Genomic DNA, 13866 nt, shown 5'->3' on the forward strand with positions numbered 1-13866 from the left:
GCTGGTGGGTCCACCGAAAACAGCAAGAACAAGTGGGGGAAACATGAGCGAAGAATCCCGTAACGACAATCGCGACAGCGTGATCGACGCCCGCGCGGCCTTCATCCTCATCCTGCTGGTGGTGGCTACGGCGATATTCTGGGTGAGCCATCAGTAATTTTCGCTCCACCGGTCAGGGTTGAGCGAACACAATGAAGGCAAATGGCTATACTTCACCGGCTTCTGGTCGGTGGGGTGTGGGTTCTTGAGTCTTCTGTGCAGGTCCTGGTTGCTGGTCGCCGGTCTGTTGCTGTCGCTGGGCAGCCAGGCGGCGTCGGTGGTGTTCCTCAACCCGGGACGGTCCGACGAACCCTACTGGGTCAGCTATACCCGCTTCATGCAGGCCGCCGCCGACGACCTGGGCATGCCGCTGCGCGTGCTCTACGCCGAGCGCGATCCGCAGCGCTCGCTGCAGCAGGCGCGCGAGCTGCTGCGCGACGGCCGGCTCCCCGACTACCTGGTGTTCACCAACGAGGGCTACATCGGTCCGGAGCTGCTACGCCTGTTCGCCGACACCCCCGTGCGCCTGTTCACCGTGAATCACATGCTGACCGCCGACCAGCAGCGCATCGTCGGCGGCAGCCGCGAGCGCTACCGCAACTGGATCGGCAGCCTGGTGGCCAACGAGGAGGAGGCGGGCTACCTGATGGCCCACCGCCTGCTCAAGGCCGGCACGGCGGCGGGGCGGGGGCTGGACCTGCTGGCCTTCTCCGGGCTTGCCCAGGCGCCGGTGGCGCAGCTGCGCGAGCAGGGCATGCGCCGGGCGCTGGCCGACTTCCCGCGGGCCCGGCTGCTGCAGGTGGTGTACGGCGGCTGGGACCGCCAGCGCGCCTATGAGCAGGCGCAGCAGTTGCTGCGCCGCTACCCGCAGGTGCGGCTGGTCTGGTCGGCCAACGACGAGATGGCCTTCGGCGCCATGAAGGCGGCCCGCGAAGCCGGCCACGTGCCGGGGCGCGACATGCTGTTCAGTGGCCTGAACAATTCCCAGGAGCTGCTTTCGGCGGTGGTCGACGGCAGCATCAGCGTGGCCATGAGCGGCCATTTCACCCTCGGCGGCTGGACCATGGTGCTGCTGCACGACTATGACGCCGGGGTGGATTTCGCCGCCCATGGCGGCAAGGACCGCCAGCTGCCGGTGTTCATCCTGCTGGACAAGAGGCGCGCGGAAAAGCTGCGCAGCAGCCTGGCGCGCCCCGGCTATGGCGTGGATTTCCGTGCGCTCAGCCTGGCCCTGCACCCCGGGCAGAAGGATTACCGCTTCAGCCTGCGGCCCCTGCTCGACTAGACCCCCGCCAGGTGCAGCACCAGGCGCACCAGGGCATAGAGCAGCAGGACGAAGACCAGGGTGAAGGCAACGCCGAGGAAGATGAAGTGGCTGGGTTTGCCATGGCTGAAGTCGCGGGCGCGGTTCTTCCCGCTCTGCACGCCGAAGGCGGCGGCCAGCACGCTCTGCAGCATCTGCCAGAAGCTCGGCGGGCGGTTCTGTGAATCGTCGTTCATGGAAGCCTCCTTAGCTGCCGGAAAGCATAGCCGGCCTCAGAGTTCTATCTGCGTCCACTGGCGTTTCTGCCACATCACCGCGAAGATCGCCGAGGCCAGGCCGCGCTGCAGGATCTGCATGCTCCAGATCGCCAGCAGGCCGCCGCCCAGCACCGGGCCGACCAGGTAGGCCAGGGGCAGGAAGAACAGCCACTGGTTGCCCAGGCTGACCGCCATGACCGTGCGCGTGGCGCCGGCGCCGAGCAGCGCCTGGGTCAGCACCAGGGCGGTGGCGTCGATGACCATGCCCAGCCCGGTGAACATCAGCGGCACGCGGCCCAGCTCGATCAGCGCCGGGTCGCTGACGAACAGCCGCAGGATCGCCTCGGGGAACATCCAGAACGGCGTGCCCAGCAGCGCCAGGCCGCAGGCGGCGACCTTGACCACGTCCCAGCCCCAGCGGTGGGCGCTGTCGAAGTCACCCTCGCCCATGCACTGGCTGACCAGGGTGGTGGCCGCCATGCCCAGGCCGATGCCGGGCAGGATCAGGAACAGCGCCAGGTTGATCAGCACGTGGGCCACCGCCAGCTCGCGGGTGCCGACCTGGGCGATGATCCAGAACAGCAGGGTGATGCCGGCGGCGAAGAAGAACTGCTGCAGCGAGTTGGGCAGCGACAGGCGCAGCATCACGCGGATTTCCCGCTCGCTGGGCAGGCGCGCGAGGAAGCCGTGGGGGCTGGCGTCGCGCCAGGTGATCCAGGCGTAGATCGCCGAGCCCAGGTACAGCGCCAGGGTGGTGCCCAGGCCGCTGCCCACCGCGCCCATGCGCGGCAGGCCGAACAGGCCGTGGATCAGGCTGTAGCTGATGGCGGCGTTGGCCAGGTGCATCACCACCAGGGTGCGCATGTACGTGCCCGAGCGCCGCGTGCCGTTCCAGTAGCCGCGGAAGGCGAAGTTCAGGCCCACGGCCAGCACCGAGAGCGCGCGCCATTCGAAGTAGGGCACGCCCACGGCCAGCACTTCGGGGTCGTGGGACAGCAGGCGGACGACGGGTTCGGCGAACAGCAGGCACACCAGGGCGATCGGCAGGGCCAGGCCCAGGGCCACCAGCAGGCCGCAGTTCAGCGGGGTGGCCAGGTCGCCGTCGCGGCCCTCGCCGCGGCGCCGCGCCACCAGCGCCTGGACGCCGGCGCCCAGGCCCATGACCAGGGAGATGGCGACGAAATTGGCGTAGCTGCCGATGCCCACGCCGGCCAGGGACTTTTCCCCGAGGTGCCCGACCATGGCGGCGTCCACCAGGTTGAGCAGGCTCTGGCTGAGCATGCCGCCGATGATCGGCAGCCCCAGGCAGAGGATATTGCGAAGGCGCTCGCGCTCTAGCATGGCGTCCCCGAACTGCAGGTGATCCGGCGATTGTTGGTCGAGGGCGACGGCGCGCCGGTGACCGAGCCCCTCGCAGCAAAGCCTAGCGTAAGGCGGCCGGCGTTGCCCGCTCGGTCGTCGCGCGGGCCCGGGTCCGGCGACGGCTGACGCTTTCCTTCGGGATGGTGTAGGAGCGGACCTTGTCCGCGATAGCTGAACGTATCGGCGCGATTCGCGGATGAGATCCGCTCCTACGCCGCCCCACCCATGCCATTCCCCTGTAGGAGCGCGCCCTGCGCGCGAAATCGCAGGCAGGGCCTGCTCCTACAGGTTGCCGATGGGCACGGCATATATCCCGTAGGAGCGGACTCCGTCCGCGATTGCCTCAGTCCAGCAACCCGTGCCAGCAGTCGCTCAGCTCGCCCAGTTCGGAGGAGGTGCACCAGGCCTGGCTCTGCAGCCACTGGCGGACGGTCTCGCGGTCGGCTTCGTCGAGGCTGCCGACGGCGTTCCGGCACAGGTAGCCGGTGAACTCGCCGTCCTCGGTGGCGCCGCCGACGAACAGCCAGCCCTGGGATTCGACGAAGGCGATCCACTGGTCGAGCACTTCGTCCAGGTCACCGCTGTAGTGCACTTCCAGGCTGAAGCCCAGTTCCTGGAACTCGGCCAGGCGCAGTTTCTTGCGCAGGCGGCGCTTGCGCGGTTTTTCCATCTGTTCGGGGGTGAGGTATTTCATCTTTCGCTCCTGGAAGGCGGATCAGGCGTCGTAGCCCAGGTTCGGCGACAGCCAGCGTTCGCTGACCGCCACGTCCTGGCCCTTGCGGGCGCTGTAGGCGTCGATCTGGTCCTTGTCGACCTTGCCCACGGCGAAGTACTGCGCCTGCGGATGGGCGAAGTACCAGCCGCTGACCGCGGCCGCCGGGAACATGGCGTAGTGTTCGGTGAGGGTGACGCCGGACAGGCCCTTGGGGTCCAGCAGCTGGAACAGGGTGCCCTTTTCGGTGTGGTCCGGGCAGGCCGGGTAGCCGGGGGCCGGGCGGATGCCGACGTACTGTTCGCGGATCAGCGCATCGTTGTCCAGGTGCTCGTCCGGCTGGTAGCCCCAGTACTCCTTGCGCACGCGCTCGTGCAGCCACTCGGCGCAGGCCTCGGCGAGGCGGTCGGCCAGGGCCTTGACCATGATCGCGTTGTAGTCGTCGCCCTTGGCCTCGTAGGCCTTGGCCACTTCCTCGGCGCCGATGCCGGCGGTGGTGATGAAGCCGCCGACGTAGTCCTTCACGCCGCTGCCCTTGGGCGCGACGAAGTCGGCCAGGCTGAAGTTCGGCTTGCCGTCGGGCTTGATGGTTTGCTGGCGCAGGTGGTGCAGGGTGGCCAGCTTGTGGCCGTCGTCGGCGTAGACCTCCAGGTCGTCGTGGTTGACCTGGTTGGCCGGCCAGAAGCCGAAGACGGCCTTGGCGCGGATCAGCTTCTCGTCGATCAGCTTGCGCAGCATCGCCTGGGCGTCGTTGAACAGGCTGGTGGCGGCCTCGCCGACCACTTCGTCGGTGAGGATGCGCGGGTACTTGCCGGCCAGGTCCCAGGAGATGAAGAAGGGCGTCCAGTCGATGTACTCGGCGAGCACGTCCAGGTCGATGTCCTCCAGTACCTTCACGCCGGTGAAGGAGGGCACCGGCGGCTGGTAGCCGGCCCAGTCGAACTGCGGCTTGGCGGCGATGGCCGCCTCGTAGCTCAGGCGCTCGGTGCGCGCGCTGCGGTTGGCGGTGCGCTCGCGGACCTCGGCGTACTCCTCGCGCAGCTTGCGGGCGTAGTCGGGCTTCATTTCCTTCGACAGCAGGGTGGTGGCCACGCCCACCGCGCGCGAGGCGTCGGTGACGTAGACCACGGCGTCGTTGCTGTACTGCGGGTCGATCTTCACCGCGGTGTGCGCCTTGGAGGTGGTGGCGCCGCCGATCATCAGCGGCAGGCTGAAGTTCTGCCGCTGCATTTCCTTGGCGACGTGGACCATCTCGTCCAGCGACGGCGTGATCAGCCCGGACAGGCCGATGATGTCGCACTTCTCGGCGATGGCGGTCTGCAGGATCTTCTCTGCCGGCACCATCACGCCCAGGTCGACGATATCGTAGCCGTTGCAGCCCAGCACCACGCCGACGATGTTCTTGCCGATGTCGTGCACGTCGCCCTTCACCGTGGCCATCAGGATCTTGCCCTTGGCCTCGGGCTTGTCGCCCTTTTCCGCCTCGATGAAGGGGATCAGGTGGGCCACCGCCTGCTTCATCACGCGGGCCGACTTGACCACCTGCGGAAGGAACATCTTGCCGGCGCCGAACAGGTCGCCGACCACGTTCATGCCGCTCATCAGCGGGCCTTCGATGACCTCGATGGGCCGTGCGCACTTCTGCCGGCATTCCTCGGTGTCTTCGACTATGTAGGTGGTGATGCCCTTGACCAGGGCGTGCTCCAGGCGCTTCTCGACGCTATGGCTGCGCCATTCCTCGTCTTCCACTTCCTTGGCCGCGCCGCCGCCCTTGTAGTTGTCGGCGATGGCCAGCAGGGCCTCGGTGGCGTCCGGGCTGCGGTTGAGCACCACGTCCTCGACCTTGTCGCGCAGCTCCTTGGGAATCTCGTCGTAGATCTCCAGCTGGCCGGCGTTGACGATGCCCATGGTCAGGCCGTTCTTGATGGCGTAGTAGAGGAACACCGAGTGGATGGCCTCGCGCACCGGGTTGTTGCCGCGGAACGAGAAGGACACGTTGGACACCCCGCCCGAGGTGAGCGCGTAGGGCAGGTTGTCGCGGATGTAGGCGCAGGCGTTGATGAAGTCGACCGCGTAGTTGTTGTGTTCCTCGATGCCCGTGGCCACCGCGAAGATGTTCGGGTCGAAGATGATGTCTTCCGGCGGGAAGCCCACTTCGTTGACCAGGATGTCGTAGGAGCGCTGGCAGATTTCCTCCTTGCGCGCCTGGGTATCGGCCTGGCCGGCCTCGTCGAAGGCCATCACCACCACCGCGGCGCCATAGCGCTTGCACAGGCGGGCGTGGTGCTTGAACTGCTCGACGCCTTCCTTCATCGAGATCGAGTTGACGATGCCCTTGCCCTGGATGCACTTCAGGCCGGCCTCGATCACCTCCCACTTGGAGGAGTCGATCATGATCGGCACGCGGGAGATGTCCGGCTCGGAGGCGATCAGGTTGAGGAAGGTGACCATGGCCGCCTTCGAATCCAGCATGCCCTCGTCCATGTTGATGTCGATCACCTGGGCGCCGGCTTCCACCTGCTGCTGGGCCACTTCCAGGGCCTCGGCGTAGTTCTCCTCGCGGATCAGCCGGGCGAACTTGGCGGAGCCGGTGATGTTGGTGCGCTCGCCGACGTTCACGAACAGCGAGCTGCGGTCGATGGTGAAGGGCTCCAGGCCCGACAGGCGGCAGGCCTTGGGAATCTCGGGGATGACCCGCGGCGGGTACTTGGCCACGGCCCTGGCGATGGCCTCGATGTGCGCCGGGGTGGTGCCGCAGCAGCCGCCGATGATGTTGAGGAAGCCGGATGCGGCGAACTCCTCGACCACCTCGGCCATCTGCGCCGGGGTCTCGTCGTACTCGCCGAAGGCGTTCGGCAGGCCGGCGTTGGGGTGGGCGGAGACGTGGGTGTCGGCCTTGGTCGCCAGCTCTTCCAGGTACGGGCGCAGTTCCTTGGCGCCCAGGGCGCAGTTCAGGCCGACGGAGATCGGCCTGGCGTGGTGCACCGAGTTCCAGAAGGCCTCGGTGGTCTGCCCGGACAGGGTGCGGCCGGAGGCGTCGGTGATGGTCCCGGAGATCATGATCGGCAGTTCGAAGCCGAGTTCCTCGTAGACGCCCTGCACGGCGAAGATCGCCGCCTTGGCGTTGAGGGTGTCGAAGATGGTCTCGATCAGGATCAGGTCGGCGCCGCCTTCGATCAGGCCGCGGGTGGCCTCGCTGTAGTTCTCCACCAGCTCGTCGAAGGTGACGTTGCGGAAGCCCGGGTCGTTGACGTCCGGGGAGATCGAGCAGGTGCGGCTGGTCGGGCCCAGCACGCCGGCGACGAAGCGCGGCTTGTCGGGGGTCTCCAGGGTCTTGGCGTCGGCCACTTCGCGGGCCAGGCGCGCGCCCTCGACGTTCAGTTCGTAGACCAGCGCTTCCATGCCGTAGTCGGCCTGGGACACCTGGGTGGCGTTGAAGGTGTTGGTCTCGAGGATGTCGGCGCCGGCGTCCAGGTAGGCCTTCTCGATGGCCTGGATGATGTCCGGGCGGGTGAGCAGCAGCAGGTCGTTGTTGCCCTTCACGTCGCTCGGCCAGTCGGCGAAGCGGGTGCCGCGGTAGTCCTCTTCCTGCAGCTTGTAGCTCTGGATCATGGTGCCCATGCCGCCATCGAGGATGAGGATGCGCTCCTTCAGGGCTTTCTGCAGGGCTTGCTGGCGGGCGGCACGGTCGGACATGGGAACTACCTGGAAAAGGGCGTGACAAAGGGTCGCTGATGATAGCAAACCTGCAGGGGATTTGAGCTGACCGGCCTTTTACATGAGCTCGGTTCATGTTGGACCGGCCATCGGTTGGCCGCAAACGCCCGCGGAGCCGCTAGAATCCGCCTATTCACGAGGTAGGGAGTACCAGATGTCCTTGCGCGCATCCTTCGCGTTGACCATTGCGTTCATGCTGCTTTCAGCCGTTGCCCAGGCGGCCGGCATTTCCTACAGCAAGGACATACAGCCGATCTTCACCGAGAAGTGCGTGGCCTGCCACGCCTGCTACGACTCGCCGTGCCAGCTCAACCTGAGCGCCGCCGAGGGCGCCCAGCGCGGCGCCAACAAGCTGCCGGTGTACGACGGCACGCGCACCAGGGCCCAGGAAACCACCCGCCTGTTCCTCGATGCCCATGGCGCCGACGCCTGGCGGCGCAAGGACTTCTGGTCGGTGCTGGACGCCCGCGGCGGCCAGGCCGCGCTGATGCAGCGCATGCTCGACCTGGGCCACGCCCACCCGCTGGTGCCCAACGCGAAGATCCCCGAGGGCCTGGACCTGTCGATCAACCGCAGCAACCAGTGCCCGACGCCGGACAGCATCGACGACTTCGTGCAGAAGAACCCGCGCAGCGGCATGCCCTTCGCCGTCACCGGCCTGAGCGATGCGCAGTACGCCACCCTGAAGAAATGGCTGGCCGAGGGCGCGCCGGTGGACGAGCAGGCCTGGCAGCCCGGCGCCGGCGAGGCGCAGCAGATCGGCGAATGGGAGCGCTTCCTGAACCAGCCCGGCGCCCGCGAGAGCCTGGTTTCGCGCTGGCTCTACGAGCACTTGTTCCTCGCCCACCTGTACTTCGAGGACCAGGGCGCGCCGGGGCACTTCTTCCAGCTGGTGCGCTCGCGCACGCCCAGCGGCCAGCCCATCGACCCCATCGCCACGCGGCGGCCCAACGACGACCCCGGGGCGGCCTTCTACTACCGCCTGTGGCCGATCCAGGGCGTGATCGTGCACAAGACCCACATCACCTACCCGCTGAGCCCGGCCAGGCTGGCGCACACCCGCGAGCTGTTCTTCGCCGACGCCTGGACCGCCGACAAGGTGCCCGGCTACGGCCTGCAGCACCGCGCCAACCCCTTCGAGACCTTCGCCGCCATCCCGCCGCGCTCGCGCTACCAGTTCATGCTGGACAACGCCGAGTACTTCGTCCGCACCTTCATCCGCGGCCCGGTGTGCCGCGGGCAGATCGCCACCGACGTGATCCGCGACAACTTCTGGGCCATCTTCCAGGACCCGGCCCACGACCTCTACGTCACCGACCCGGCCTACCGGGCCAAGGCCACGCCGCTGCTCGGCCTGCCCGGGCAGATCGACGACATGGGCCAGATGCTCCAGCAATGGACCAGCTACCGCGACAAGCGCAACGAATACGAGGCGCTGCGCCTGGACGCCTATGAGGACGCCCCGGCGCCGACCTGGGCGGACATCTGGCACGGCAACGACAACGCGCTACTGTCGATCTTCCGCCAGTACGACAGCGCCTCGGTGCGCAAGGGCCTGATCGGCGGCATCCCGCAGACGCTGTGGTGGATGGACTACCCGCTGCTGGAACGCACCTACTACCAACTGGTGGTCAACTTCGACGTCTACGGCAACGTCTCGCACCAGGCGCAGACGCGGCTGTACTTCGACCTGATCCGCAACGGCGCCGAGCAGAACTTCCTGCGCCTGATGCCGGTGGCCGCGCGCGCGCACCTGCTCGACGACTGGTACCAGAACAGTGGCAGGCTGAAGATGTGGCTGGACTACCAGAACCTCGACAACGACGCGCCCACCGGCCTGGACCTGCCGGAGAAGGGCGCCAGGAACGCCTTCGCCGTCCAGTTGCTGAACCGCTACGCCAGCCTCGACGCGCGGCCCGACCCGATCAACCTGTGCCAGGATGGCGGCTGCTACCGGCCGAAGGTCGCGCGAGCGCTGCAGGACGCCGAACAGGCCTTCAGCCGCCTGGTCAGCCGCCCGGCGGCGGGGCTCAAGGTGATCGAGCAGTTCCCCGAGGCGACCATCCTGCGCGTCGAACTGCCCGGCGGAAAACGCGAGATCTACACGGCGCTGCGCAACCGCGCCCACAGCAACGTCGCCTTCATGCTCGGCGAGTCGCTGCGCTACCAGCCGGGGCTGGACACCCTGACCATCTACCCGGGCGTGCTCTCCAGCTACCCGAACTTCATGTTCGACCTCAAGGCGGAGGAGGCCGGCGACTTCGTCACGGCCCTGGAGCGGGTGCAGAGCCAGGAAGACTTCGACAAGGTGGTGGAGCGCTGGGGCATCCGCCGCAGCCACCCGCAGTTCTGGTCCTACTTCCACGACCTCGACGCCTACCTGCGCGAGACCGAGCCGGTGGAGGCGGGGGTTCTGGACATGAATCGCTACGAAAACCTTTGAGGCGGCGGCAGGCTGCAGGCTACAGGCGGCAGGCAAGAGCGGCTTGAAGCCTGCGGCCTGGAGCCTGCCGCCTGAAGCCGCTACTTGCGAACTATTCCTACTAATTTGGTAGGGCTTTATCCGGGCGGGGCGAATGGCGTAAACTGCCCCCACGTTTGCGAGGAGTTGCCATGAGCGCCATCACCATTACCGAAGCTGCCCAGGGTTACCTGGCCGAACTGCTGGCCAAGCAGGACACCCCGGGCATCGGCATTCGCGTCTTCATCACCCAGCCGGGCACCCAGTATGCGGAAACCTGCATCGCCTACTGCAAGCCGGGCGAGCAGAAGCCGGAAGACACCCCGGTCGGCCTGAAGGACTTCACCGCCTGGATCGACGGCATCAGCGAGCCCTTCCTGGAAGACGCCGTCGTCGACTACGCCACCGACCGCATGGGCGGCCAGCTGACCATCAAGGCGCCGAACGCCAAGGTGCCGATGGTCAACGAGGACAGCCCGATCAACGAACGCATCAACTACTACCTGCAGACCGAGATCAACCCCGGCCTGGCCAGCCACGGCGGCCAGGTCAGCCTGGTCGAGGTGGTCGAGGACAACATCGCCGTGCTGCGCTTCGGCGGCGGCTGCCAGGGCTGCGGCATGGTCGACATGACCCTCAAGGACGGCGTCGAGAAGACCCTGATCGAACGCATCCCGGAACTGAAGGGCGTGCGCGACGTCACCGACCACAGCAACAAGGAAAACGCCTACTACTGAGTGGTGGGTGTTTCGACAAAAAGCCGCCCCTCGGGGCGGCTTTTTTGTGCGCGTGGCAGTGTTGCACGCGGTCGCGGTGATGGGTATCGCTTCGCTCAACCCATCCTACAAAAGCCCCCGCGGCCGTGCTCTTCGTAGGAGCGAGGGGGACGCCTAGTTCTTGCTCGCGAACCGCATGGCACCGCGTTTGTTCGCGAGCAAGCTTGCCTGTACGTGCCCGCGATTCGCGCGCAGGGCGCGCTCCTACAATGGGAATGGCGCGGGTGGGGGCAGCGTAGGAGCGGATCTCATCCGCGAATCGCGCCGGGATGGCCGGCTATCGCGGACAAGGTCCGCTCCTACGGGGGGAGGAATACCGTGGCTCAGGCGCTGGCCGGCTGCCGTTTGCGCGCCGGCCACAGCAGCGCCAGGGCGAATGCCAGCACCGGCCACACCAGCAGGTTCACCGCGCTCCAGCCCAGGCTGGTGATGAGCGCGCCGGAGCTGAACGACATCAGCGCCGCCATCAGGCTGTTGCCCTGTTCCATCAGCCCCTGCGCCTGGCCGCGTTCCTCCGCGCCATGGCCCTCGCCGAGCAGGGTGGTGCCGGCCACCAGCATCAGGTTCCAGCCCATGCCCAGCAGCAGCGAGCTGGCCAGGAAGTGGCCATGGTCCAGCCCGGCCAGGGCCACGCCGGCGCTGGCCGCCAGCAGGGCGATGCCGAGCAGGGCCACGCGGCGGCTGCCCAGGAGGTCCACCAGCGGGCCGGCGACGAAGGCCGGGAGGAACATGCCGAGGATGTGCCACTGGATCACGCTCGCCGAGCTTTCCAGCGACAGCCCGCAGAACTGCATGGCCAGCGGCGTGGCGTTCATGATCAGGATCATCAGCCCGTGGCCGGCGGCGGTGCAGGCCATGGCCGCGCGCACCAGCGGCCGGCCGAGCAGCGCGCGCATCGCCGCCAGGCCGCCATGGGGCGGGCGCGGCGCGGCGCCTTCGCGCAGCCGCGCCATCAGCAGCAGGCCAGCGAGCGCCAGTGCGGCGATGGCCAGGTAGGCGCCGACGAAGGGCGTGGGCAGCGCCTGCCGGGCCCACAGCGCCAGGCTGGGCGCCAGCAGCGCGGCCAGCACGCCGCCGCCGATCACGTAGGCGCTGGCGCGGCCCTTCTCGGCCTCGCCCACCGCCTCCAGCGCGGCGAAGCGGTAGTACATGGCCGAAGCCTGGTAGGCGCCGATGGGCAAGGCGCCCAGGCACAGCAGGGCGAACGAGCCGAGCTGCACACCCAGGGCGCAGGCCAGCCCGCCGAGCACGCCGCCGGCGGCGCCCAGCATCAGCCCGGGGCGGCGGCCGTGGCGCTGCATGAACAGCGACAACGGTTGCACCGCCAGCAGGTTGCCCAGCACCAGCAGGGCCAGGGGCAGGGTGGCCAGGCTGTTGAGCGGCGCCAGTTGCGCACCGATCAGCGAGGTCAGGGTGATGCCGATCAGCGAGCAGGACCAGTACAGCGCCTGGCCGAGGAACAGCAGGCGCAGCGCGCCGTTGCGCAGTAGCAGCATGTCCGCGCCCTCAACCCTGGCAGCCGCCGGGCTTGAGCACCCGCTGCGTCGAGGCCGGGTGGCGCAACAGCGCGTCGGCCGGGCGGCGCGGCCGTTGCAGCAGCTCGCCGCCGCAGTTCGGGCACTGGCCGCCGAGCACGTCTTCGGCGCAGTTGCGGCAGAAGGTGCATTCGAAGGTGCAGATGCGCGCGTCCGGGCTGTCACCGGGCAGATCGCGGTCGCAGCATTCGCAGGTGGGGCGCAGTTCGAGCATGGCGAGGTCCTTCTGGCTGGGGGGATCAGGCGTCGGCGTGCTGGCCGAAGCGTTCGGCGTATTCCTGGGGGCTCACCGCCAGGTGCTTGTGGAAGGTGCGCCGCAGGTTCTCCGGGTGGCCGAAGCCGCACAGCCGGGCCACGGTGGCGATCGACGCCCGGGCGTCCTGCAGCAGGGCGCGGGCGGCTTCCAGGCGGACCTTCTCGACGTAGCGCCCCGGCGCCACGCCCAACTCGCCGATGAACACCCGCGAGAGGGTGCGCGGGCTCATGCAGGCCTGCTCGGCCAGGGCTTCCAGCGACAGGTCGGCGCCGAGGTTGGCCGGGATCCACTCCAGCAGCGCGGCCAGGCGCGGCGCGCGCACCGGCTCCGGGGTCAGCCAGGCGCTGAACTGCGCCTGGCCGCCGGGGCGCCTGAGGAACATCACCAGGCGCCGGGCCACGGCCAGGGCCAGCGGGCGGCCGAGGTCGGCCTCCACCAGCGCCAGGGCCAGGTCGATGCCGGCGGTGACCCCGGCGGAAGTGAACACGTGGTCGTCGCCGTCGCGGCGGCTGGGATCGTAGGTGTGCAGGCGGTCGCCCTGCACCTGGACCGCGGGGTGGCACGCGCGCAGGGTATCGACGTCGGCCCAGTGGGTGGTGGCGGTGCGCCCGTCGAGCACCCCGGCGGCGGCCAGCAACAGGGCGCCGGAGCACACCGAGCCGAGGCGCCGCACCTGGCCCTCGGCGACGCGCAGCCAGGCCAGCAGCGCGGCATTGGCGCACTGTGCCTCCACGCCCAGGCCGCCGGGCACCAGCAGGGTGTCGAGCCCGGTGGCATCCGTGTCACCCCAGGCGGCGTCGGCGCAGATACGCAGGCCGGCGGAGGTGGCCACCGGGCCTTCGTTCTCGCCCAGCACCAGCAACTGGTAAGGCGCCGGCAGGCCCTGGCGCTGGCGCTCGACGTTGGCCGAGGCGAACACCTGCAGCGGGCCGGTGACGTCCAGGCTCATCACGTCGGGGTAGATCAGGCTGGCGATGCGGCGGGTGGCGGGCATGGCGGATGGCTCCCGGGGTTTGTCGGGAGTGTGCGCCTGGCGGGGTGTGGCGGCAATGCCAGGTATCCCACGGATCTTGCCAATCGTTTGCCGGGGCTCCCGGAGGGCCCAGCGCGGCCTGGGAGTTCAATCGCGGACGGAGTCCGCTCCTACGGCTGTGCTTCCTGGAACCGTAGGAGCGGACTCTGTCCGCGATTCGGCGGATAACGCCGTAGGCGTTATGCGCCCTACGGGGAGTCCGGGAGCTTCGTGGTTTCCCACCACGCCGGACGGTCCCCTCTCCCGCTTGCGGGGGAGGGTTAGGGAGGGGGGACGGCGTCAGGGGTGGCAGAGGTGCGTGGGCGAAGTCCGCTCCCTCTCCCCAACCCTCTCCCTGAAGGGAGAGGGGGCTGTCCCGAGCTGTCGGATAACGCAGAGTCAGCCGGCAAACTCGTAGGGCGAATAACCGTTCGCGGTTATCCGCCGTTAGCCCAAACACCGATGCCCGACGACG

At 68.3% G+C, this 13866-nt stretch carries 10 protein-coding genes; 3 read left to right on the plus strand and 7 right to left on the minus strand.

What is annotated here, in order from left to right; translation table 11 throughout:
- Window positions 1-244: 244 nt before the first annotated feature.
- Window positions 245-1324, plus strand: a complete 1080-nt coding sequence (locus VV867_RS14405; RefSeq protein ID WP_425343528.1) for an ABC transporter substrate-binding protein — start codon at window positions 245-247, stop codon at window positions 1322-1324.
- On the opposite strand, the gene VV867_RS14410 is transcribed toward VV867_RS14405, so the two are convergent.
- From VV867_RS14410 to metH, 4 genes are all read right to left on the minus strand, one after another.
- Window positions 1321-1539: a DUF2970 domain-containing protein gene (locus VV867_RS14410; RefSeq protein ID WP_109934979.1), complete on the minus strand. Its 219-nt coding sequence runs from the start codon at window positions 1537-1539 to the stop codon at window positions 1321-1323. The genes VV867_RS14405 and VV867_RS14410 overlap by 4 nt on opposite strands.
- A 36-nt stretch (window positions 1540-1575) precedes the next feature.
- Complete coding sequence (locus tag VV867_RS14415; protein WP_328566753.1) at window positions 1576-2901, minus strand: MATE family efflux transporter; 1326 nt, start codon at window positions 2899-2901, stop codon at window positions 1576-1578.
- 364 nt (window positions 2902-3265) lie between these two features.
- Window positions 3266-3616 (minus strand): 50S ribosome-binding protein YggL, encoded by a 351-nt coding sequence (locus tag VV867_RS14420; RefSeq protein WP_109934805.1) that lies wholly within the window; start codon window positions 3614-3616, stop codon window positions 3266-3268.
- Window positions 3617-3637: 21 nt separating this feature from the next.
- Complete coding sequence (gene metH / locus VV867_RS14425; protein ID WP_328566754.1) at window positions 3638-7330, minus strand: methionine synthase; 3693 nt, start codon at window positions 7328-7330, stop codon at window positions 3638-3640.
- Window positions 7331-7505: 175 nt separating this feature from the next.
- Here metH and VV867_RS14430 point away from each other — a divergent pair, with 175 nt between their 5' ends.
- Both VV867_RS14430 and nfuA read left to right on the plus strand, forming a co-directional pair.
- Entirely contained in the window at window positions 7506-9794 is a 2289-nt protein-coding gene (locus VV867_RS14430; RefSeq protein WP_328566755.1) for a fatty acid cis/trans isomerase, read from the plus strand.
- Window positions 9795-9964: 170 nt separating this feature from the next.
- Window positions 9965-10549, plus strand: coding sequence for a Fe-S biogenesis protein NfuA (gene nfuA / locus VV867_RS14435; protein ID WP_089390328.1), 585 nt, complete (start codon window positions 9965-9967; stop codon window positions 10547-10549).
- A gap of 362 nt (window positions 10550-10911) precedes the next feature.
- Here nfuA and VV867_RS14440 read toward each other — a convergent pair whose 3' ends face one another.
- The 3 genes from VV867_RS14440 to VV867_RS14450 are packed head-to-tail and all read right to left on the minus strand — an operon-like array spanning window position 10912 to window position 13373.
- On the minus strand, window positions 10912-12081 hold the full coding sequence (locus tag VV867_RS14440; protein WP_109934694.1) for an MFS transporter: 1170 nt from the start codon (window positions 12079-12081) through the stop codon (window positions 10912-10914).
- Window positions 12082-12094: 13 nt separating this feature from the next.
- Window positions 12095-12337, minus strand: coding sequence for a DUF1272 domain-containing protein (locus VV867_RS14445; protein ID WP_328566756.1), 243 nt, complete (start codon window positions 12335-12337; stop codon window positions 12095-12097).
- Window positions 12338-12362: 25 nt separating this feature from the next.
- A complete protein-coding gene (locus VV867_RS14450; RefSeq protein ID WP_328566757.1) occupies window positions 12363-13373 on the minus strand; it encodes a GlxA family transcriptional regulator in 1011 nt (336 codons plus the stop codon).
- Between the last annotated feature and the right edge of the window lie 493 nt (window positions 13374-13866).

It is taken from the genome of Pseudomonas sp. JH-2 (assembly GCF_036231725.1).
GTDB lineage: Bacteria > Pseudomonadota > Gammaproteobacteria > Pseudomonadales > Pseudomonadaceae > Pseudomonas > Pseudomonas delhiensis.

Excerpts from the sequence above, each read along its gene's own strand:
- nfuA (WP_089390328.1), top strand. The coding sequence starts at position 9,965 with ATGAGCGCCATCACCATTACCGAAGCTGCCCAGGGTTACCTGGCCGAA.
- metH (WP_328566754.1), bottom strand. The coding sequence starts at position 7,330 with ATGTCCGACCGTGCCGCCCGCCAGCAAGCCCTGCAGAAAGCCCTGAAG.
- VV867_RS14420 (WP_109934805.1), bottom strand. The coding sequence starts at position 3,616 with ATGAAATACCTCACCCCCGAACAGATGGAAAAACCGCGCAAGCGCCGC.
- VV867_RS14415 (WP_328566753.1), bottom strand. The coding sequence starts at position 2,901 with ATGCTAGAGCGCGAGCGCCTTCGCAATATCCTCTGCCTGGGGCTGCCG.
- VV867_RS14450 (WP_328566757.1), bottom strand. The coding sequence starts at position 13,373 with ATGCCCGCCACCCGCCGCATCGCCAGCCTGATCTACCCCGACGTGATG.
- VV867_RS14430 (WP_328566755.1), top strand. The coding sequence starts at position 7,506 with ATGTCCTTGCGCGCATCCTTCGCGTTGACCATTGCGTTCATGCTGCTT.
- VV867_RS14445 (WP_328566756.1), bottom strand. The coding sequence starts at position 12,337 with ATGCTCGAACTGCGCCCCACCTGCGAATGCTGCGACCGCGATCTGCCC.
- VV867_RS14410 (WP_109934979.1), bottom strand. The coding sequence starts at position 1,539 with ATGAACGACGATTCACAGAACCGCCCGCCGAGCTTCTGGCAGATGCTG.